We start from the raw sequence: 19587 nt of genomic DNA, 5'->3' as shown, positions 1-19587 counted from the left end.
CGGTCAGGCTCCGGGCAGGGCGTGCAGGCGGGACAGGCTGTTCAGGATGGTGCCCTCATGGCCGAAGGCGCCGGCCTTGGTCATCACCGGGATGGCCAGGGCGCCCTCGGTGATGCCGAGCGGCACGCCGGGCTCGACCTCCTCCAGCAGGCGGATGCCGTGCACGCCGAGATGCGTCAGCAGCGCGCAGGCGGTCTCGCCGCCGGTGGCGAAGAGGCCGGCGATGACCGGGGCGGCCGGCGCCAGCAGGGCGGCCAGGCGCTCGGCCAGGATGGCACCCTGGCTGAGGTCGGCTGCCGGGTCGGCATCGATCTCGACCAGGGTGTCGCGCCGCTGCGCCAGGCTGTCGGCGATGCCGGCGGCCAGCGCGCCCCAGCCGGGATGGCGGTCGCCGGCGCGCAGCAGGGCGGGCGGCACGCCGAAGCGGGTGGCGCGGCCGGCCTCGACCAGCCGGGCGGCGGCGGCGCGGGAGGCCTCGGCGACGCTGCCCACCACCACCAGCACGCCACCACGGGCCGGCGGCAGTAACGGCATGGCGGCCGGCGTGGCGGCGGGCGGCAGGGTCCCGGCCAGCGCCGCGGCGATGCCGCCGGAGCCGACCCAGAAGACTTCGTCCGCCATCGGCAGGCTGGCGGCGGCCAGGCGGTCGAGGTCGCAGGCCTCGACCGCGTCGCAGACCACGGCGTCCAGCCCCTCGGCGATCGCCTGTTGCAGGGCGGTGGCCAGGCGGGCGGGGCCGCTGCGGATGACGGAGAGCGGCAGGTGGCGGGTGCTCAGCCCGACGCCCTGCAGCACCGCCGGCAGATGCGCGGTGTCGTAGCTGTGGTCGCGCGCCCAGAGCGGCGTCGATTCCAGCGCCGCCCCTTGCAGGCGGATGCTGCCGGCCTCGGTGGTGCGGCCGGTGGCCGGGAAGGCCGGCGCCAGGATGGCCAGGCGCGGCTGGCCGGCCTGGCGCAGCAGCGTGCAGGTGGCGGCGAGCTCGGCCGCCGGTTGGCCACGCAGCGTGGAGTCGATCTTCTTGATGAGCCCCACCCCGGCCGCGTGGTGCGCGTCGAGCAGGGCGGCATGGCGCGCCGCCGCCGCCGCCGGATCGAGGCGGCGGCTGTCGGCATCGACCGCCAGCACGGCGGGGGCGGCGGCCGCCCCCTGCCTTGGAACCGCCCCTGGGGTCGTCCCATGGGTCGACCCGTGCCAGCCCACCGAGGCGGCGAGGCCGCGGCGGGCGAAGGCGATGGCGCAGTCCGCCGCGCCGGTCAGGTCATCGGCCAGGATCAGCCAGCGCGACGGCAGGGCGGTCATGTCGTTCCCTTCCTCAGGCCTGGGGCGCGGCGTCGCGGCTGCCGCCGAAGCGGCGGGCGGTCCAGGCGGTCAGCGGCGGCACCAGCACGGTGGTGACGATGACGGCGGCCGCGACCAGGATGGTGGCGTGCGCGGCGGCTTCCGCATAGATCGGGTTGGCGGCCGCCACGATGGCGGGCACCGCCGCCGCATTGCCGGCGGTCGAGGCCGCGGCGACGCCCGCCACGCCGGTGCCGCCGATGGCGCGGTCGGCCAGGAACAGCGGGATGCCGGTGACCACGACCACCGCGACGCCGAGGCCGAGGCCCAGCACCCCCGCCTGCCACACCTTGGCGAGGTCGAGCCCGCTGCCCAGCGCGAAGGCGAAGAAGGGGATCATCACCGGGATGGCGCGGCTGAGGAAGGCGCGCATCTCGCGGTCCAGGTTGCCCAGCAGCATGCCGACCAGCAGCGGCAGGATCGAGCCCACCAGCGTCTGCCAGGGGAAGGCCGAGAGGCCGGCGACGCCCAGCGTGACCATGGTCAGGAAGGGCCCCGACTCCAGCGTCATCACGGTGTAGGCGCCGACGTCGCGCGGCTCGCCATACTGGCCCATCAGCGCCATGTAGAGGCCGCCATTGGTGTCGTTCATGGCGGCGACGATGGCCAGCGTCGACAGCCCGGCGAAGAGGCCGGCGCCGACCGGCGCCTCGCCCAGCAGCTGGCCGAAGACCACGCCGAGGATGATGGCGACGCCGATCTTCACGCCGAACAGCGTGCCGCCCTTCTTCAGGATGTAGGGGGTCGCCTTGAAGTCGATGCTGGCGCCCATGCAGACATAGAAGACCGCGAGGATGGTCAGCGAGCCGGTGAACAGCGCGCCGGTGAAGGAGCCGAAGAATTTCGGCGTGCCGGGGAAGAAGGTGGCCAGCAGCGCGCCGAGCGCCAGCGGCACCACCATCATGCCGCCGGGCACCGCCTCGATGCCACGCTTGATCGGAATCTGCATCAACGTCCTCGCTGGCCGGCGCCATCGGCGGGCCTTCTTTATGCGCGAAATGCGCAGGATTGGCGGGCTCCTTCCGCCCGACGGCGAGGCAAGTCAACCATGATCTGCGCGAATCGCGCAACAAAAAGCCGAATTACGCGCAGAATTGCGCCGAATTTTGCGCGTTTTCCGCATCGAGGCAGGGCCGAGCGTCGCGCGGGTCCGCGGGCCCGCCGCAGGGCGCGGCGGGGGATTTTTGCCCGGCCCGGTCAGGCGCGGTTCAAAAGCCGCCCCCGGCGTGGCAGTTTGCCCGGCCATGGCCCGCCTCCTCCCCGCGATCGCGAACGACCGCCGCTTCCTGATCATGCTGGCCCTCGGCTTCTCCGCCGGGGTGCCGCTGCCGCTGACCGCCTTCGTGCTGCGGCAATGGATGTCGGAATCCGGCATATCGCTGACCGCGATCGGGCTGACCGCGCTGATCGGCCTGTCCTATTCGCTGAAATTCCTCTGGTCGCCGCTAATTGACCACGCGCCGCCGCCCTTCTTCCGCAGCTGGGGCCGGCGCCGCGGCTGGCTGGCCAGCATCCAGCCGGTCCTCGCCCTGGCGATCCTCGGCCTCGGCCTGACCAGCCCGGCGGCCGACCCGGCACTGACCGTCATGGTCGCCGTGCTGGTCGCCTTCCTCTCGGCCAGCCAGGACATCGTCATCGACGCCTACCGCATCGAGTTCCTGGAGGAGCGGCAGCAGGGCCTCGGCCTCGCCTATTATGTCTGGGGCTATCGCGGCGCCATGCTGGCGGCCAATGCGGGCGCGCTGACCGTCGCCGAATTCGCCGGCTGGCCGCTGGCCTTCACCTATTGCGCGGCACTGATCGGCGTGGGCTTCCTGGCCGTCTGGCTCGGCCCCGAGCCCGAGGCGGCGCCCCGCGCCGTGATGGCCTGGTCCGCCCGGCTGCGCGCCGCCACCATCGACCCCTTCGCCGATTTCGTCCGCCGCCGGCACTGGCTGGCGATCCTGCTGTTCATCGCGCTGTTCAAGCTGGGCGAGGCCATGGCCGGCACCATGGTCGCCCCCTTCTACCGCGAGCTCGGCTTCAGCCGCACCGAGGTCGCCGCCGTCGGCAGCGTCTTCGGCCTGTTCGCCACGCTGCTCGGCGCGCTGGCCGGCGGCTGGCTGGTGGTGCGCATCGGCACCGCCCGCGCCCTGGTGCTGACCGGCATGGGCCAGATGCTGTCCAACCTGATGTATGTGGCGCTGGCCCATGCCGGGCACGACATGCCGATGCTCTGGGCCCAGGTCGGCATCGAGAACTTCACCGACGGCCTGGCCGACGCGGCCTTCGTCACCTACCTGTCCAGCCTGACCAGCCGGGCCTTCACCGCCACCCAGTACGCCCTGCTCTCCTCGCTCGCCGCGGTGCCGCTGCGCACCATCGGCGGCACCTCGGGCGGGCTGGCCGAATGGCTGGGCTGGCCCGACTTCTTCCTGCTGACCACCGCGGCGGCGCTGCCGGCCATGGCCATCATGGTCTACCTGCTGATCCGCCTGCCGCCGGCGCCCGCCGTGCCGGCCGCAGCGCCCGCCCCCATCGAGTGAGACGGCCCATGATCCAAGTCCCGCGCGCCCAGCCCGCGCACAAGATGCTGACCGCTCGCCTGGCCGAGCTGCACCGCACGCTGCTCAATGCCCAGGCGATCGGCCACCCGGCGGCCAACAACCCCTACGCCCTGCTGCAGGCGGTGATGCACGACCCCGCCTTCGCCTGGCTGCGCGCCTATTCCGACCTGATCCTGCGCATCGACGAGGCCGGGGCCAAGGGCGCCACCCCCTCCCCCGAAGCCATGCAGGACTTCCTGGCCGGGGCGACAGAGCTCACCGAAGGCGACAACGAGACCCAGTCGAAGACGCGCGCCTTCCTGCTGCGCCGCGACGTGGCCCAGGCGCATGGGGCACTGCGGGAAGTGCTGGCGGATCTGCGGCGGAGCCTTTCCCAGTAAGAGAAGACAAGCCGAAGGCCAGGGGAATGAATTCCCCTGGACCCCATCTTTTTTCTTTCAGATTGCCATGTCCACGTGGCGACGGGACGTGAAACGGCCCAGCCAAAGCGCGACCTGCGAGCGAGCGCCAATTCTACAAGAACAGAAAAAAGAAGGGGGTTCGGGGGAATTCATTCCCCCGACCTACCCATTTCTTCTCTGTCAGCCCTTGTCCCGCATCAACCGCGCCTTGTCCCGCTGCCAGTCGCGGGCGGCGATGGCGTGGCGCTTGTCGGCCTTGTTCTTGCCCTCGCCGAGGCCGAGCACGACCTTGGCGATGCCGCGTTCGTTGAACAGGATTTCCAGCGGCACCAGGGTGACGCCTTCGCGCGCCACCGAGCCGGTCAGGGTCTCGACCTGCTTCTTCTTCAGCAGCAGCTTGCGCGGGCGCCGAGGCTCGAACTGCGAGACGAAGCTGCCCGCCTGCCATTCCGGGATGTAGCAGTTGAACAGCCAGAGCTCGCCATCGCGCTCGCCGGCCCAGGCCTCGGCGATGGCGGCGCGGCCGGCGCGCAGCGACTTCACCTCGGGGCCCAGCAGCACCAGCCCGGCCTCGTAGGTGTCGCCGATCTTGTAGTCGAAGCGCGCCTTGCGGTTCTGCGCGGCGGTGCCGTGGGCGATCAGCGATTTCTTGCGGGGCTCAGCCATGGGTCTCTCGGTGGGGCGGCGCCGTGGCGCCGGCCCTTTCGTGTCGGGTCGAGGCGATATGGGGAGGCAGGGGCCTCAGTTCAGCAGGCCGGCGGAGAGCATCGCCGCCTTGACGCGCTCCTTGGTGCTGTCGGCGACCGGGGCCATCGGCAGGCGGCAGAAGGCGCTCGACTTGCCCAGCAGGCTGGCGGCGTATTTCACCGGCCCCGGCGAGGTCTCGCAGAACATGGCGTCGTGCAGCGGGGTCAGGCGGTCCTGGATGGCCATGGCCTCGGCGATGTTGCCGGCCTCCCAGGCGGCGTGCATCTCGGCGCAGAGCCGCGGCGCCACATTGGCCGAGACGCTGATGCAGCCCACGCCGCCGGCGGCGCGGAAGGCCAGCGCCGTGTGGTCCTCGCCGGAGAGCTGGCAGAAATCGGTGCCGGCGGTCAGGCGGGTATGCAGCGGCCGCGTCAGGTTGGCGGTCGCGTCCTTCACGCCGACGATGTTCGGGTGCTTCGCCAGCCGCGCCATGGTCTCGACCGACATGTCGACCACGCTGCGCGGCGGGATGTTGTAGATGATGAGCGGCAGGTCGACGGCGTCGGCGATCGCCGTGAAATGCAGGTACAGGCCTTCCTGGGTCGGCTTGTTGTAGTAGGGCGTGACCACCAGGGCGGCGTCCGCGCCGGCTTCCTTGGCGTGGCGGGTCAGCTCGATGGCCTCCGCCGTGCTGTTCGAGCCGGTGCCGGCGATGACCGGCACCCGCCCGCCGGCCGCCTCGACGCAGAGCTCGACCACCCGGTGGTGCTCGGCATGCGACAGGGTCGGGCTTTCGCCGGTGGTGCCGACCGGGATCAAGCCGCTGGTGCCCTCGGCCACCTGCCAGGCGACCAGCTCCTGGAAGGCTTTGGGGTCCAGCGCGCCGTCCTCGGTCATGGGCGTGATCAGCGCGACGAGGGAACCCTTGAACATGGGACCAGACTTTCCTTCCCGGGGGAATGGCAGAGGGATGAAGGGGCGAAGCTACGGCCGGCGTCTCCGCGGCACAAGGCCGACCGGCGGATGACGGGCATTCCGCCGCGCGCGACCCTGGCCTCTCGCGGCGCCGGGGCCGCTCACGACGCTGGGAGAAGCCGCGGCGATCGGATAGGGTCCGCCCCCATGCACGCCGTCCCGCCTTCGCGCCCCCGCCGGTCTTCCCGCTGGACCCTGGCCCTGCTGCCGGCTTTGGCCCTGCTTTCCGTGCCGCTCGCCGCACCCGCCGCGGCGCAGCCCTGGGCGACCGAGCCGCAGCGGGCCGCCGGCCGCGCCGCCATGGTCGCCATCCAGGCCGGCCGCTGGTCGGAGGCCGAGAGCCTGGCCCGCCAGGGCGCCGATCCGATCGCCGCCAAGCTGGTCACCTGGATCCGGCTGCAGGTGCGCGGCCAGGCCAGCGCCGAGGAGGTCGCCGCCTTCACCGCCGCCAATCCCGACTGGCCGCTGCAATCCACCCTGACGCTGCGCGGCGAGGAGGTGCTGCCGGTGCTGGCGGATGACGCGCTGGTGCTGGCGCTCTTCGCCCGCACGCCGCCGCGGACGCTCGCCGCCACTCGCCAGCTGGCCGAGGCGCTGCAGAGACGCGGTGATGCCGAGGGCGCCCGCCGGGTGATCCGCGCCGGCTGGCGCGAGGGCGGCGCCGATGCCGTCTCCGAGCCGACCTATGTCGCCGCCTTCCAGTCCGTGCTGACGCCGGCCGACCACTTGGCGCGATTCAACCGCCTGGCCTGGCTGCGCCAGGGGGCGGCCGCGGCCCGGCTGCTGCCGCTGCTGCCGCCCGAGGCGCGGCTGACCGCCGAGCTCCGGTTGGCGCTGGCCGGCGGCCAGGCCGGCGCCGAGGCGCAGGCGGCGGCCCGCGCCAAGGACGATCTCGGCCTGTCGCTGGAGCTCGCCCGCTACTACCGCCAGCAGGAGCGCGACCGCGAGGCGGCCGGGGTCTGGGAACGCGCCGAGCCGCTGCAGAAGGACCTCTCGCCCGAGGCGGCGCGCGCGGTGTGGACCGAGCGGCAGGTGCTGTCGCGCAAGCTGCTGCGCCTCGGCGATGTCAGCGGCGCCTACCGCACCGCCGCCCGGCACGGCCAGACCGAGGGCGAGGGGCTGCACGAGGCCGAGTTCTGGGCCGGCTTCATCGCGCTGCGCCGGCTGTCCGATGGCAGCCGCGCGGCGCAGCATTTCGCCGCCCTCGGCCAGGGCAGCAGCAGCGTCATCACCAATGCCAGGGCGCATTACTGGCGCGGCCGCGCCGCCGCTGGCCTTGGCCGGGCCGAGGAGGCGCGGGCGCATTTCACCGCCGCCGCGGCCTTCCCGACCGCCTTCTACGGCCAGCTCGGCGCCATGGCGCTGGGTGAGAGCGCGCCGCAGCTGGCCGCCCGCATCGCCGGCTACCGCCCACCCCAGCCCACGCCCGAGGCGGCCAATGCCTATCTCGACAAGGAACTGGCCCGCGCGGTGCTGACGCTGGCCGATCTCGGCGATACCGGCCGGGCGCGCTCCTTCCTGCTGCGGCTGGAGGAGGTCGCCGCGACGCCGGCCGAGCAGGTGCTGGCCGCCCGGCTGGCGAATGCCATCGGCCGCCAGGACCATGCCGTCTGGGTCTCGCGCCGCGGCGGCATCGACGGGGTGATGATGATCCCCGAGGGCTATCCGACCCCCTATACCCTGCCCGACGGCGCCGGGATCGAGCCGGCCTTCGCCTATGCCATCACCCGGCAGGAGAGCAATTTCGACCCCGCCGCCGTCTCGCCGGCCAATGCGCGCGGGCTGATGCAGCTGCTGCCCTCGACCGCCGCCCTGGTCGCCCGCCAGATGGGCGTGCCGCACCAGCCCGGCTGGCTGACCACCCAGCCGGAGCACAACATGCGGCTCGGCGCGCGCTACCTGGCCGACCAGATCGCCCGCTTCGGCAACCTGGCCATGGCGGCGGCGGCCTACAATGCCGGGCCGCGGCGGGTGGACGACTGGATCGTCACCTATGGCGACCCGCGGCTGCCGCCGGGCGCCGGCGGCACCGACATGCTGGACTGGATGGAGCAGATCCCCTTCAGCGAGACCCGCAACTACGTCCAGCGCGTCATCGAGAATGCCGTCATCTACCGGGCGCTGGCCGGCGACGGCGCCCTCGACCATCCGCTGAAGCCCTGGCTGCCGGTGGGCACCGTCCGGTGAGCGGGGGTCGCTGATGCAGGATCCCGCCCTCGCGGTGGCGCCGGCGCCGCTTGCCGCCGCCTCCCCTGCCCTGCCGCGGCTGCTGGCCAGCCTGGGCGGCATCGGCTTCCTGCGGCCCGCCCCCGGCACCTGGGGCAGCGCGCTGGTGCTGCCGGCGGTGCTCGGCGGGCCCTGGGCCTGCCTGGGGCTGGCGCTGCTGCTCAGCCTGCTCGGCTGGTGGGCGCTGGCGCGGCTGCCGGCGGCGCAGAGCGATCCCGGCTGGGTGGTGATCGACGAGGGCGCCGGGCAGAGCCTGGCGCTGGCCGCCCTGCCGCTCGGCGCCGGCGCGCCCGGCATCATCCTGGCCTTCCTGCTGTTCCGGCTGTTCGACATCACCAAGCCCGGGCCGGTCGGCTGGGCCGACCGCCGCAAGGGGCCGACCGGCGTCATGCTGGACGACCTCTTCGCCGGCGCCATGGCCGCCGCGGTGATCCTGGCGTTGCGTCTCGGAGGGCTGCTGCCATGACCGTCTTCACGCCCGGCACGGAGGAGGCCGCCGCCCGGCTGCTGCAGCGGCTGGCCGCCGAGGGCCTGACCGTCGCCACCGCCGAAAGCTGCACCGGCGGGCTGGTCGCCGCGGCGCTGACCGCCATCCCTGGCTCCTCGGCCAGCGTCCTGGCCGGCTTCGTCACCTATTCGAACGAGGCGAAGGAAAGAATGGTCGGCGTGCCGCGGGCGCTGCTCGAGGCGCATGGCGCGGTCAGCGCCGAGGTGGCGCGGGCCATGGCGGAGGGGGCGCTGCGCGAATCCGGCGCGGCGCTCGCCGTCTCCACCACCGGCATCGCCGGTCCCGGCGGCGCGGTGCCAGGCAAGCCGGTCGGGCTGGTCTATCTCGCCGCCGCCCGGCGCGGCCGGCCCACCCAGGTGCAGCGCCATGTCTTCCCCGGCGACCGCGCGGCGGTGCGGGCGGCGACGGTGGTGGCGGCGCTGGCCATGCTGGACGGCCTGTGAGTCCAGATTCATGACGGTGCCGCGCTTCTGCTGCTGGCGCTGCCGCGCGAACACGGTTAAGAGGCCAGCGCCATGATGACCGTCCTGCTCGTCCTGCATCTTTTCGTGACCCTCGCCCTCATCGGCGTTGTCCTGCTGCAGCGCAGCGAGGGCGGCGGCCTGGGCATCGGCTCCTCCCAGGGCATGGGCTCCTTCATGAGCGGGCGGGGCACCGCCAACCTGCTGACCCGCACCACCGGGGTGCTGGCCTTCCTGTTCATGGGCCTGGCGCTGGCCATGGCCATGTTGGGCCGCGGCACCGGCGCGCCGCGCTCGATCCTGGACCAGCCGCCGCCGGCCGCCAGCGCGCCGGCCCCGGCGACCAACACGCCCGCGCCGGCGCCAACGGCGCCCGCCACGCCGCCGCCGGCCTCGGTGCCGACGAACTGACTTCCCGAATCGGGCGCCGGACCACCCTCCGGCGCCCGAAACGTTTTATGAGGGCGCTGCCCCGCTTCCCCCGAACACCAGCCTTGCCGTGCCGCATGCTTCCCGCATGCCCGGTCGATTGCTAGAAAGGACTCCCATGACGCGGTTCGTTTTCATCACCGGCGGCGTGGTTTCCTCTCTCGGCAAGGGCATCGCGGCGGCAAGCCTCGGCGCGCTCTTGCAGGCACGGGGCTACAAGGTCCGCATTCGCAAGCTCGACCCCTACCTCAACGTCGATCCGGGCACGATGTCCCCGTATCAGCACGGCGAGGTCTTCGTCACCGATGACGGGGCGGAAGCCGATCTCGATCTCGGCCACTACGAGCGCTTCACCGGCGTGCATGCGAGCAAGGGGGACAGCTTCACCTCCGGCCGCATCTATGCCGATGTGATCGCCAAGGAGCGCCGCGGCGACTATCTGGGCGGCACCGTCCAGGTGATCCCGCACATCACCGACGCCATCAAGGAAGCCGCCACCGCCAACACGGACGGGCTGGACTTCGTGCTGGTCGAGGTCGGCGGCACGGTGGGCGACATCGAGAGCCTGCCCTTCCTGGAGGCGCTGCGGCAGCTCAACAACGAGCTCGGCCCGCAGAACAGCCTCTTCATGCACCTGACCCTGGTGCCCTACATCCCCTCCGCCGGCGAGCTGAAGACCAAGCCGACCCAGCATTCCGTCAAGGAGCTGCTGGGGCTTGGCATCCAGCCGCAGATTCTCCTCTGCCGTTGTGATCGCCCGATCCCGGAGAACGAGCGCCGGAAGATCGCGCTGTTCTGCAACGTGCGGCCGGAGAGCGTGATCCCGGCGCTCGACGCCAGCTCGATCTATGCCGTGCCGCTGCAGTACCATGCCGAAGGCCTGGACCGCGAAGTGCTGCGGCATTTCGGCCTGTCGATCTATGGCGAGCCCGACCTGTCCAACTGGCAGCGCATCGTCCGCCGCCTGGAGAACCCCGAGGGCGAGGTCAAGATCGCCATCGTCGGCAAGTACATCACCCTGCTCGACGCCTATAAGTCGCTGGCCGAGGCGCTGGTGCATGGCGGCATCCAGCACGGCGTGAAGGTCAAGCTGGAATGGGTGGACAGCCAGATCTTCGAGACCCCGAACGCGGTCGAGCGGCTCGACGGCGTGCACGGCATCCTGGTGCCCGGCGGCTTCGGCGAGCGCGGCGCCGAGGGCAAGATCGAGGCGGTCCGCTTCGCCCGCGAGCGCCGGATCCCCTTCCTCGGCATCTGCTTCGGCATGCAGATGGCGGTGATCGAGGCGACCCGCAACCTGGTCGGGCTGGAGCACGCCTCCTCCACCGAATTCGGCCCCTGCGACGAGCCGGTGGTCGGGCTGCTGACCGAGTGGCTGCGCGGCAATGAGCGCGAGCGCCGGCACTCCGAGGGCGATCTCGGCGGCACCATGCGGCTCGGCGCCTATCCGGCTGCACTGGCCGAGGGCTCGCTGGTGCGCCAGGTCTATGGCCAGGCCGAGATCACCGAGCGCCACCGCCACCGCTACGAGGTCAATGTCGCCTATCGCGAGCGGCTGGAGGAGAAGGGCCTGCGCTTCTCCGGCATGTCGCCCGACGGCCTGCTGCCGGAGATCGTCGAATATCCCGACCACCCCTGGTTCATCGGCGTGCAGTACCATCCGGAGCTGAAGTCGAAGCCGTTCCAGCCGCATCCGCTGTTCGGCGGCTTCATCGGCGCGGCGGTGAAGCAGGCCCGCCTGGTCTGAGGCGCGGCCGGCCCCGCCGGAGCGGCCATGGCGCAAGCGTTAAGGCTTGCGCCATTTTTTTGTCCTAGCCTCGGCAGGCCAGTCATGCGGGAAGCGGGAAATGCAGGCTTCGGGGACCCTCCCCGCCCGCATTTAAATCCTTTCTTTACCTTTTCATCGGAAAGTGAGGCATCCGCCGCCGCTCACGGAGAGCCTCTCCCGGCCATGCCCGTCGACCCCAGGTCACCGTCGGCCCGCCTCGCCCTGCTGCGGCGGGCTTCCCGCCTGCTGGTGCTGCTCGGTGCCGCCGCCACCCTGGCGCTGTGGCACCTGGCGGCGCGCCGGGACGCGGCCGAGGCGGATGCCCGCTTCCAGGAAGCCGGGCGCCAGGTGCAGCGCCTGGTGGAGGAGCGGACGCTGCGCGCCCTCGACATCATCGCCGGCTTCCGCGCGCTTTTCGAGGTCAGCGACGAGGTCAGCCGCGCCGATTTCCACCGCCACGCCCTGTCGCTGAAGCTGGACGAGCGCTTCCCCGGCGCGGTCGGCGTGCAGTTCGCGCCGCTGGTCACCGCCGCCGCCCGCGAGGCCTTCGAGGCGGCGGTGCGGCGCGATGCCAGCCTCGACCCGCATGGCTACCCGGACTACGCCATCCATCCGGACGGGCCGCGCAGCTTCTACATGCCCAACCTCTACAACGAGCCGATGGCCGGCAACGAGGCCGCCTTCGGCCACGACACCACCGCCGAGCCCAGCCGCCGCCGCATCATGGAGCGCAGCCGCGACAGCGGCGAGCCGGTCGCCTCGCAGCCGCTCAGCCTGCTGCAGGGCGGCACCGGCTTCACCATCCGCCAGGCGATCTACCGCCGCGGCGCGCCGCTGCGCAGCGCCGAGCAGCGGCGCGAGGCCTTCATCGGCCAGATCACCGGCGTGTTCCGCGCCGACGAGATGGTCGCCCCGCTGCTGCACGACCAGCTGCGCGACTACCGCATCCGCATCGAGGATCTCGGCGTGCTGGGCGCCGAGGCCGGCCCGCAGCTGCTGTTCGACAGCCGCCCCGTGCCGCCCGGCGAGGCCGAGCCGCGGCCGGCGCCCGGCGACCGGCAGCAGGCCGCGGTGGCGGTCGCCGGGCGCGCCTGGCGGATCACGCTGGCCCGGCGCGCCACCTGGCCGCATCTGGCCCCGCTGCCGCTGGTGGTGCTGCTGGGCGGCACCGCGCTGACCGGCGGCCTGGCCTGGCTGCTGCGGGCGCTGGCCCGGCACCATCGCAACACCGCCGCCCTCGCCCGGCGCCTGGAGCACCAGGCGCAGCACGACGCCCTGACCGGCCTGCCCAACCGGCTGCTGCTGGACCAGCGCCTGGTCGAGGCCCTGGCCCGGGCCGAGCGCCAGGGCGGCAGGCTGGCGCTGATCTTCATCGACCTGGACCGCTTCAAGGCGATCAACGACACGCTGGGCCATGCCGCCGGCGATGCCATGCTGCAGGCGGTCGCCGCCCGGCTGTGCCACGCGCTGCGGCCGGGGGATACGGTGGCCCGGCTCGGCGGCGACGAATTCGTCGTGCTGCTGCCGGACCTGCCCGCCACCACGCCGGCCGACCCGCCGGGCCGCGCCATCGGCGAGCGGCTGCGGCAGCTGATCAGCCAGCCGGTGGAATATCGCGGCCGCCTGCTCTCGGTCGGGGCCAGCCTGGGCACGGCGCATTTCCCGGAGGACGGCCGCGACGCCACCACCCTGATGCGGCATGCCGATGGCCAGATGTACGGCGCCAAGCACGCGCCCGCCCGCCGCGAGATCATCCCCGCCGCCTGAGGGAATCGGCCCGCCGCGGCGCTTCTCCTGACAAAGCCGCGCGCCGGCCCGGCCCCCGGCGAGGAGCGGCGACCGCCCCCTTGCCCTGCGCGGCGTTGCAGCCTATCGCCGGGGCACCGCCACAGGCACGCCTCCACAGGCACGGGAGCCCAGAATGACCGCGATCGCCGACATCATCGCCCGCGAGATCCTCGATTCGCGCGGCAACCCCACCGTCGAGGTCGATGTCGTGCTGGAGAGCGGGGCCGTCGGCCGCGCCGCCGTCCCCTCGGGCGCCTCGACCGGCGCGCATGAGGCGGTCGAGCTGCGCGACGGCGACAAGGCCCGCTTCGGCGGCAAGGGCGTGCAGAAGGCCATCGCCAATGTCGAGGGCGAGATCTACGACGCCCTCTCCGGGCTGGATGCCACCGAGCAGGTCAAGATCGACGAGATCATGATCGCCCTCGACGGCACCCCCAACAAGAGCCGCCTCGGCGCCAATGCCATCCTGGCGGTCAGCCTGGCCAATGCCCGCGCCGCAGCGGCGCATTTCGACCTGCCGCTCTACCGCTATGTCGGCGGCGTCTTCGCCCGCACCCTGCCGGTGCCGATGATGAACATCATCAATGGCGGCCAGCATGCCGACAACCCGATCGACATCCAGGAATTCATGGTGATGCCGGTCGCCGCCGGCTCGCTGGCGGAAGCCACCCGGATCGGCTCGGAGATTTTCCAGGCGCTGAAGAAGGGCCTGCACGATGCCGGCCACAGCACCAATGTCGGCGACGAGGGCGGCTTCGCGCCGAACCTGAAGTCGGCCGAGGAGGCGCTGTCCTTCATCGAGAAGGCTTGCGAGAAGGCCGGCCACCGCTTCGGCGAGGACGTCATGGTGGCGCTCGACTGCGCCGCCACCGAGTTCTTCAAGGACGGCGTCTATGACATGGAAGGCGAGGGCAAGAAGCTCGACTCCGCCGGCATGGTCGATTACCTGGCCGGGCTCTGCGGCAAGTTCCCGATCATCTCGATCGAGGACGGCATGTCCGAGGATGACTGGGCCGGCTGGAAGCTGCTGACCGAGAAGCTGGGGGCCAAGGTGCAGCTGGTCGGCGACGACCTCTTCGTCACCAACCCGGAGCGCCTGCGCCAGGGCATCGAGAAGGCCACCGCCAATTCGATCCTGGTCAAGGTCAACCAGATCGGCTCGCTGACCGAGACGCTGGAAGCCGTCGAGATGGCGCATCGCGCCGGCTACACCGCCGTGATGTCGCACCGCTCGGGCGAGACCGAGGACAACACCATCGCCGATCTCGCCGTCGCCACCAATTGCGGGCAGATCAAGACCGGCTCGCTCAGCCGCTCCGACCGCCTGGCCAAGTACAACCAGCTGATCCGCATCGAGCAGCAGCTGGGCAGCGCGGCCCGCTACGCCGGCCGCACCATCCTCAAGCGCTGATTTCTTTCGGGCTGCCGCCTTCGCGTGGGGGCGCTGGTTCCGGCAGTCCAGGGGCAACGCGACCTGAGAGGGGAGAGCTTCGGCTCTCCCCTTTTTTCGTGGCGCGCAGATGGCGACCGAAGGGAAATCCTGGCGTGCCAAATGGTTAAGCCCGCGCCCGGCGAAATGGCGTGTCCTGCCGGCAACACCGGATGCAAGAACGTGACAGGTTTCGCTTCACCCCTTGCCGGTCCGCGTTATCAAAGCCTTAACCTGCGCGGATCACGGAAGGGGTGAGCATGCGCGCCATCAAGCGGACGATTCAGGTGCTGTGGCTGCCCCTGGTCTTTGCCGGGCTGATCTGGCACTTCGCCTGGTATGCCGTGCACGGCCCGCGTGTCGGCTCGCTGGCGCGCGAGGCCAAGGCGGGCGAGATCGCCGCCGCCCGAATCACCCTGGCCCAGGCCGAGGCCGAGCGCGATTCGATCGAGCGCAAGGTGATCGGCCTGCGCGGCGACCGGATCGACCGCGACCAGCTCGACGAGCGCGCCCGCGCCCTGCTGAACATGGTCGGCAAGGACGAGCTCGTCGTCCCCTACGGCCAGAACCGCCGCCTCTTCTAGCCCTTCGCCGCCAGCGCCAGCAGCGCCCGGCTGGCGCGGCTGGCATAGCGCTCCTTGTGGCGCAGCGCCTTGAAGCTGCGCGGCGGCAGGCTCACCCCGGCCCGCACCAGCAGCCCGGCCGCCAGATGCGGCCCGGCCGCCCGTTCCGACACCACGGTGGCGCCGCCATCGGCCTCCACCGCCGCCAGCACCGCCTCGTTCGAGGGCAGTTCCAGCGTCACCCGCAGGGCGTCGGGCGCCAGGCCCCAGCCGGCCAGCAGCAGCTCGAAGGCCGCCCGCGTCCCCGACCCCGCCTCGCGCATGATCCAGGCACTACCGGTCAGCTGCCGCGGCGCCAGCAACCGGCCATCGGCCCAGGAGTGGTTCGGCCCGACGACGACGACCAGCTGGTCGCGCGCCAGGAGGGTCTGCGACAGCGCCGGCTCCTCCACCTCGCCCTCGACGAAGCCAAGCTCGGCGCTGCCCTCCAGCACCGCCTGCGCCACGCTGGTGGTGTTGCCGGCGCCGACCTCGACGGCGACGCCCGGGCATTCCGCCTGGAAGCGCACCAGCAGCGGCGGCAGCCAGTAGCTGGCGACCGTCTGGCTGGCCTGGATGCGCAGGGTGCCGCGCAGCGCGCCGCCGAGCTCCGACAGCACCAGCTCCGCCGCCTCGGCGCGGGCCAGCACGGCGGCGGCCTCGGCGCGGAAGATGCGGCCCTCCTCGGTCAGCTCGATGCGGCGACCGATGCGGTGGAACAGGGTGATGCCGTGCCGCCCCTCCAGCGCCCGCACCGCCGCCGAGACGGCCGATTGCGTCAGGTGCAGCGCCTCCGCCGCCCGTGTCACATGCTCCCGCTCGGCCACCGCCAGGAAGATGCGGAGCTGCTCCAGCGTCACGGCGTCCCTCCCGCCCCAATCATTCGATTGTACCGATTGGAACCATAAGAACAACGCGTTGGATCACTGGATTGTGCCGGCGCAAGGTCGTCATCCCCTTGTCACGGTTCGGTCATGTCCAGCGCCACCAGCAGCCCCGCCCCTGCCCTGCCGCAACGCCTGATCCAAAGCGCGCAGACGCTCTGGCCCGGCCTGCTGCTCTGCGCCGCGGTGGCCGGCGCCGGCAGCCTGCTGGCCGAGCTGCAGCGCCAGGCGCTCGGCCGCGCCTGGGTCGATGCGCTGGTGCTGTCCATCCTGATCGGCACCACGCTGCGCAGCCTCTGGACCCCGCCCAAGGCCTGCAATGCCGGCGTCGCCTTCAGCGCCAAGATGCTGCTGGAGGTGGCGGTGATGCTGCTGGGCGCCTCGCTCAGCGTCACGGCGATGCTGGCGGCCGGCCCCTGGCTGATCCTGGGCATCGCCGTCGTCGTCGCGCTGTCGATCGGCTTCAGCTACGGGCTTGGCCGGCTGCTCGGCCTGCCGGGCAAGATGGCCATGCTGGTCGCCTGCGGCAATTCGATCTGCGGCAATTCGGCCATCGCCGCCGTCGCCCCGGTTATCGGCGCCCAGGCGCGCGATGTCGCCGCCGCCATTGCCTTCACCGCCGTGCTCGGCGTCGGCGTGGTGCTGGCCCTGCCCTTCCTGATGCCGGTGCTCGGCCTGAACGAGGTGCAGTACGGCATCCTCGCCGGCCTGACCGTCTATGCCGTGCCGCAGGTCCTGGCCGCCACCGCCCCGGTCGGCAGCCTGGCGGTGCAGATCGGCACGCTGGTGAAGCTGGTGCGCGTGCTGATGCTGGGCCCGCTGGTTCTGGCCCTGTCGCTGCGCGCCGGCAGCGAGGCGGGCCGGAAGCCCGGCCTCTCCCGCCTGGTGCCCTGGTTCATCCTGGGCTTCCTCGGCCTGGCCGCGCTGCGCGCGCTCGGCGCCATCCCGGATGTGCTGCTGGCGCCCCTGTCCACCCTCGCCGGCATCCTGACCCTGCTGGCCATGGCCGCACTGGGCCTCGGCGTCGATGTCCGCAGCGTCGCCCAGGCGGGGCCGCGGGTGACCGCGACGGTGGTGCTGTCGCTGCTGGCGCTCGGCGCTGCCAGCCTGGGGCTGATCGCTCTGCAATAAGCTTTCGGCAGAGAAGCGTCAGGTAGGTCGGGGGAATGAATTCCCCCGATCCCCCATTTTTTTTTGATGACCGGCCGTTCCGTAACCTGCGCTTTATTGGTGCCGGCATCAGGGCATGACGGCGGGACGCTGAATACAAAAACAGCGCGCCCTCGCAGGTCGCGCTGTCGATGGGCCGGGCCACGTACCGTCGCCACGTGGACACGGCAGTCTGACAGAAAAAAGATGGGGTCCAGGGGAATTCATTCCCCTGGCCTGCCCTGCTCTTCTCTTTACTGCCGCTTCGCCTCGATCGCGTCCCAGATCGCCTTCTCCAGGTGAATCCCGTCGAAGCGGGCCAGTTCCTGCAGGCCGGTCGGCGAGGTGACGTTGATCTCGGTCAGGTAGTCGCCGATCACGTCGATGCCGACGAAGGTCAGGCCACGCTTCTTCAGCTCGGGCCCGATGCGCTCGCAGATCTCGCGGTCACGCGGCGTCAGGGCCACGGCTTCCGGGCGGCCGCCGACATGCATGTTGCTGCGGCTTTCGCCTTCGGCGGGCACGCGGTTGATGGCGCCCATCGGCACGCCGTCGACCAGGATGATTCGCTTGTCGCCCAGGCGGACGGCCGGGACGTATTGCTGGATCATCAGCGGCTCGCGCGACTTCTCGGCATACATCTCGAGCAGCGAGTTCAGGTTGCTGTCCTCGGGCCGCAGGTGGAAGACGCCGGCGCCGCCATTGCCGAACAGCGGCTTGACGATGATGTCGCCGTGCTTCTGGCGGAAGCGGCGCACCTGCTCGGCGTCATGGGTGATGATGGTGTCCGGCATCAGCTCCGGGAACTGCATCACGAACAGCTTTTCCGGCGCGTTGCGCACGCTGGCCGGGTCGTTCACCACCAGGGTCTTGGGGTGGATATGCTCGAGGATATGGGTGGCGGTGATATAGGCCATGTCGAAGGGCGGGTCCTGGCGCATCAGCACCACGTCCATCTCCGACAGGTCGTATTCGGCCATCTCGCCTAGCTCGTAATGGGCGCCCTTCTCCCGCTTCACCGTCACCGGCTGCATGCGGGCCATCACCTTGCCGGCGGCCAGGGTCAGGTCCTTCACGTGGTAGTGCCACAGCTGGTGGCCCCGCGCCTGCGCCTCGAGCATCAGGACGAAGGTGCTGTCGCCGTCGATATTGATCCCCTGGATCGGGTCCATCTGGACCGCGACCTTCAAAGCACGCGTCATGCCGGGCTCCTGTCTCATAGGCTCTGTTGCCGCCAGTCGTGGCATTGCCCGCGCCGGATTGCCAGGGGGTCCCGGCGCGGCGGCCATGCAGGGAGGGTATGCAGCGCCGGGCACGCCGCCGCATGATGCGCCATCGCAACGCAGCAGGCGGAGGGGCAGCATGCGCTTCGGGGCAATCGGATGGCTGGCGGCGGCGGGGCTGGCGGCCTGGCTGGCGGTGCCGGGCCGTCTGCAGGCGCAGGGCAGTATCCCGACACAGGGCAACCAGCCGGCACAGGGCGCGGCCGCGCCGGCGCCCGGGCTCTGGCCGCTCTGGGAGCAGGCGCTGCGCGGCGCCCGCTACATCGACCTGACCCATGCCTTCGAGCCGCAGCAGCCGGTCTGGCCCGGATTCGGCCAGGCCGAGTTCCTGCCCGGCCGGGCCGGCGCCGACATCCCCGGCTATGTCGCGCGCGGCGAGGTCTACACCTACGAGAAGCACGGCTTCGTCGCCAGCGAGTACCGCCTGCCCACCGACCAGTACGGCACCCAGCTCGATCCGCCGGCGCATTGGAACCCGCGCGGGGCGACGATCAGCGACCTGCCGCCGACCATCAGCCTGCGGCCGCTGGTGGTGATCCCGATCCAGGACAAGGTCGCGGCCGATCCCGGCTACCACCTGCAGCGCGCCGATATCGAGGCCTGGGAGGCCCGGCACGGCCGCATTCCCGAGGGCGCGGTGGTGATGGTGCGCTCCGACTGGCACAAGCGCTGGTCGGACCGCGCCCGCTTCAACCAGAAGCCCTTCCCCGGCATCTCGCTGGCCGCCCTGCAGTTCCTGCACCTGGAGCGGCAGATCCTGTTCCACGGGCATGAGCCGCTGGACACCGACACCACGCCCAACCTCGAGGGCGAGCACTGGCTGATGCACAACAACTTCGCCCAGGCCGAGGGCGTCGCCAATCTCGACCAGGTGCCGGAGGCCGGGGCGCTGATCACCATCGGCTTCGCCAAGCCGCTGGGCGGCACCGGCGGCTATGCCCGCTACGTCGCCATCGCCCCGGCCGGCTGGCCGCATGGCGTCGGCCTGACCGAGGCGCCGGGCGCCCCGCTGCCGACCCAGCCGCACCCGCTGCGCCGCGATGCCCAGGGGGTGATGCGGCCGACGCCCTGACGGCCAGGCCGGCGGTGGCAAACCCCATTGACCCGGGGCGC

Annotated in this window: 18 protein-coding genes; 12 read left to right on the top strand and 6 right to left on the bottom strand. The window is 71.7% G+C overall.

Annotated features, from left to right (window positions below):
* Positions 1–3: 3 nt before the first annotated feature.
* Both WFI16_RS11930 and WFI16_RS11925 read right to left on the bottom strand, forming a co-directional pair.
* Positions 4–1299 (bottom strand): four-carbon acid sugar kinase family protein, encoded by a 1296-nt coding sequence (locus tag WFI16_RS11930; protein ID WP_419898056.1) that lies wholly within the window; start codon positions 1297–1299, stop codon positions 4–6.
* 13 nt (positions 1300–1312) lie between these two features.
* On the bottom strand, positions 1313–2287 hold the full coding sequence (locus tag WFI16_RS11925) for a 2-keto-3-deoxygluconate permease (RefSeq protein ID WP_419898055.1): 975 nt from the start codon (positions 2285–2287) through the stop codon (positions 1313–1315).
* A 295-nt stretch (positions 2288–2582) separates the two neighbouring features.
* Between WFI16_RS11925 and WFI16_RS11920 the strand changes: the two genes are divergently transcribed.
* Positions 2583–3863, top strand: a complete 1281-nt coding sequence (locus WFI16_RS11920; RefSeq protein ID WP_419898054.1) for an AmpG family muropeptide MFS transporter — start codon at positions 2583–2585, stop codon at positions 3861–3863.
* 8 nt (positions 3864–3871) lie between these two features.
* Positions 3872–4264 (top strand): hypothetical protein, encoded by a 393-nt coding sequence (locus WFI16_RS11915; protein WP_419898053.1) that lies wholly within the window; start codon positions 3872–3874, stop codon positions 4262–4264.
* 201 nt (positions 4265–4465) lie between these two features.
* On the opposite strand, the gene smpB is transcribed toward WFI16_RS11915, so the two are convergent.
* Positions 4466–4951, bottom strand: a complete 486-nt coding sequence (gene smpB / locus WFI16_RS11910) for an SsrA-binding protein SmpB (RefSeq protein ID WP_419898052.1) — start codon at positions 4949–4951, stop codon at positions 4466–4468.
* A 75-nt stretch (positions 4952–5026) separates the two neighbouring features.
* Positions 5027–5905: a 4-hydroxy-tetrahydrodipicolinate synthase gene (gene dapA, locus WFI16_RS11905; RefSeq protein ID WP_419898051.1), complete on the bottom strand. Its 879-nt coding sequence runs from the start codon at positions 5903–5905 to the stop codon at positions 5027–5029.
* A 255-nt stretch (positions 5906–6160) separates the two neighbouring features.
* On the opposite strand from dapA, the gene WFI16_RS11900 reads away from it, so the two are divergent.
* The 8 genes from WFI16_RS11900 (at position 6161) to WFI16_RS11865 (ending at position 15140) form a co-directional block, all read left to right on the top strand.
* On the top strand, positions 6161–8134 hold the full coding sequence (locus tag WFI16_RS11900) for a lytic transglycosylase domain-containing protein (RefSeq protein WP_419898050.1): 1974 nt from the start codon (positions 6161–6163) through the stop codon (positions 8132–8134).
* Positions 8135–8147: 13 nt separating this feature from the next.
* Positions 8148–8639, top strand: coding sequence for a phosphatidylglycerophosphatase A family protein (locus tag WFI16_RS11895; RefSeq protein WP_419898049.1), 492 nt, complete (start codon positions 8148–8150; stop codon positions 8637–8639).
* A complete protein-coding gene (locus WFI16_RS11890; protein WP_419898048.1) occupies positions 8636–9124 on the top strand; it encodes a CinA family protein in 489 nt (162 codons plus the stop codon). The genes WFI16_RS11895 and WFI16_RS11890 overlap by 4 nt, the downstream gene beginning before the upstream one ends.
* A 72-nt stretch (positions 9125–9196) precedes the next feature.
* Positions 9197–9553: a preprotein translocase subunit SecG gene (gene secG / locus WFI16_RS11885; RefSeq protein ID WP_419898047.1), complete on the top strand. Its 357-nt coding sequence runs from the start codon at positions 9197–9199 to the stop codon at positions 9551–9553.
* A 136-nt stretch (positions 9554–9689) separates the two neighbouring features.
* Positions 9690–11318 carry a CTP synthase gene (locus WFI16_RS11880; RefSeq protein WP_419898046.1) on the top strand — a complete coding sequence of 543 codons (1629 nt, stop codon included), beginning with the start codon at positions 9690–9692 and terminating at the stop codon, positions 11316–11318.
* Positions 11319–11522: 204 nt separating this feature from the next.
* Positions 11523–13106: a CHASE domain-containing protein gene (locus WFI16_RS11875; protein WP_419898045.1), complete on the top strand. Its 1584-nt coding sequence runs from the start codon at positions 11523–11525 to the stop codon at positions 13104–13106.
* A gap of 154 nt (positions 13107–13260) precedes the next feature.
* The gene (gene eno / locus WFI16_RS11870; protein ID WP_419898044.1) at positions 13261–14538 is read left to right on the top strand and encodes a phosphopyruvate hydratase; all 1278 of its coding nucleotides are present in this window, start codon (positions 13261–13263) and stop codon (positions 14536–14538) included.
* A 278-nt stretch (positions 14539–14816) separates the two neighbouring features.
* Positions 14817–15140, top strand: coding sequence for an FtsB family cell division protein (locus tag WFI16_RS11865; RefSeq protein ID WP_419898043.1), 324 nt, complete (start codon positions 14817–14819; stop codon positions 15138–15140).
* Here WFI16_RS11865 and WFI16_RS11860 read toward each other — a convergent pair.
* Positions 15137–16018, bottom strand: a complete 882-nt coding sequence (locus tag WFI16_RS11860; RefSeq protein ID WP_419898042.1) for a LysR family transcriptional regulator — start codon at positions 16016–16018, stop codon at positions 15137–15139. The two genes, WFI16_RS11865 and WFI16_RS11860, sit on opposite strands and share 4 nt — an antisense overlap.
* Before the next feature lie 114 nt (positions 16019–16132).
* Between WFI16_RS11860 and WFI16_RS11855 the strand changes: the two genes are divergently transcribed.
* Positions 16133–17173 carry a YeiH family protein gene (locus WFI16_RS11855; RefSeq protein ID WP_419898041.1) on the top strand — a complete coding sequence of 347 codons (1041 nt, stop codon included), beginning with the start codon at positions 16133–16135 and terminating at the stop codon, positions 17171–17173.
* A 272-nt stretch (positions 17174–17445) separates the two neighbouring features.
* Here the strand turns inward: WFI16_RS11855 and gshB are convergent, their stop codons facing one another.
* Complete coding sequence (gene gshB, locus WFI16_RS11850; RefSeq protein WP_419898040.1) at positions 17446–18393, bottom strand: glutathione synthase; 948 nt, start codon at positions 18391–18393, stop codon at positions 17446–17448.
* Between the two features lie 160 nt (positions 18394–18553).
* Between gshB and WFI16_RS11845 the strand changes: the two genes are divergently transcribed.
* The gene (locus WFI16_RS11845; protein WP_419898039.1) at positions 18554–19546 is read left to right on the top strand and encodes a cyclase family protein; all 993 of its coding nucleotides are present in this window, start codon (positions 18554–18556) and stop codon (positions 19544–19546) included.
* Positions 19547–19587: the final 41 nt, after the last annotated feature.

Source organism: Roseomonas sp. USHLN139 (assembly GCF_037145735.1).
Taxonomy (GTDB): Bacteria; Pseudomonadota; Alphaproteobacteria; order Acetobacterales; family Acetobacteraceae; genus Pseudoroseomonas.
The sequence above is the reverse complement of the archived record's forward strand: the minus strand, read 5'-3'. Positions and strand labels throughout refer to the sequence as shown.

What these genes read in the sequence shown, in the direction of transcription:
- WFI16_RS11930 (WP_419898056.1), bottom strand. Translation starts at nt 1,299, where the DNA reads ATGACCGCCCTGCCGTCGCGCTGGCTGATCCTGGCCGATGACCTGACC.
- WFI16_RS11925 (WP_419898055.1), bottom strand. Translation starts at nt 2,287, where the DNA reads ATGCAGATTCCGATCAAGCGTGGCATCGAGGCGGTGCCCGGCGGCATG.
- WFI16_RS11920 (WP_419898054.1), top strand. Translation starts at nt 2,583, where the DNA reads ATGGCCCGCCTCCTCCCCGCGATCGCGAACGACCGCCGCTTCCTGATC.
- WFI16_RS11915 (WP_419898053.1), top strand. Translation starts at nt 3,872, where the DNA reads ATGATCCAAGTCCCGCGCGCCCAGCCCGCGCACAAGATGCTGACCGCT.
- smpB (WP_419898052.1), bottom strand. Translation starts at nt 4,951, where the DNA reads ATGGCTGAGCCCCGCAAGAAATCGCTGATCGCCCACGGCACCGCCGCG.
- dapA (WP_419898051.1), bottom strand. Translation starts at nt 5,905, where the DNA reads ATGTTCAAGGGTTCCCTCGTCGCGCTGATCACGCCCATGACCGAGGAC.
- WFI16_RS11895 (WP_419898049.1), top strand. Translation starts at nt 8,148, where the DNA reads ATGCAGGATCCCGCCCTCGCGGTGGCGCCGGCGCCGCTTGCCGCCGCC.
- WFI16_RS11890 (WP_419898048.1), top strand. Translation starts at nt 8,636, where the DNA reads ATGACCGTCTTCACGCCCGGCACGGAGGAGGCCGCCGCCCGGCTGCTG.
- secG (WP_419898047.1), top strand. Translation starts at nt 9,197, where the DNA reads ATGATGACCGTCCTGCTCGTCCTGCATCTTTTCGTGACCCTCGCCCTC.
- WFI16_RS11880 (WP_419898046.1), top strand. Translation starts at nt 9,690, where the DNA reads ATGACGCGGTTCGTTTTCATCACCGGCGGCGTGGTTTCCTCTCTCGGC.
- WFI16_RS11875 (WP_419898045.1), top strand. Translation starts at nt 11,523, where the DNA reads ATGCCCGTCGACCCCAGGTCACCGTCGGCCCGCCTCGCCCTGCTGCGG.
- eno (WP_419898044.1), top strand. Translation starts at nt 13,261, where the DNA reads ATGACCGCGATCGCCGACATCATCGCCCGCGAGATCCTCGATTCGCGC.
- WFI16_RS11865 (WP_419898043.1), top strand. Translation starts at nt 14,817, where the DNA reads ATGCGCGCCATCAAGCGGACGATTCAGGTGCTGTGGCTGCCCCTGGTC.
- WFI16_RS11855 (WP_419898041.1), top strand. Translation starts at nt 16,133, where the DNA reads ATGTCCAGCGCCACCAGCAGCCCCGCCCCTGCCCTGCCGCAACGCCTG.
- gshB (WP_419898040.1), bottom strand. Translation starts at nt 18,393, where the DNA reads ATGACGCGTGCTTTGAAGGTCGCGGTCCAGATGGACCCGATCCAGGGG.
- WFI16_RS11845 (WP_419898039.1), top strand. Translation starts at nt 18,554, where the DNA reads ATGCGCTTCGGGGCAATCGGATGGCTGGCGGCGGCGGGGCTGGCGGCC.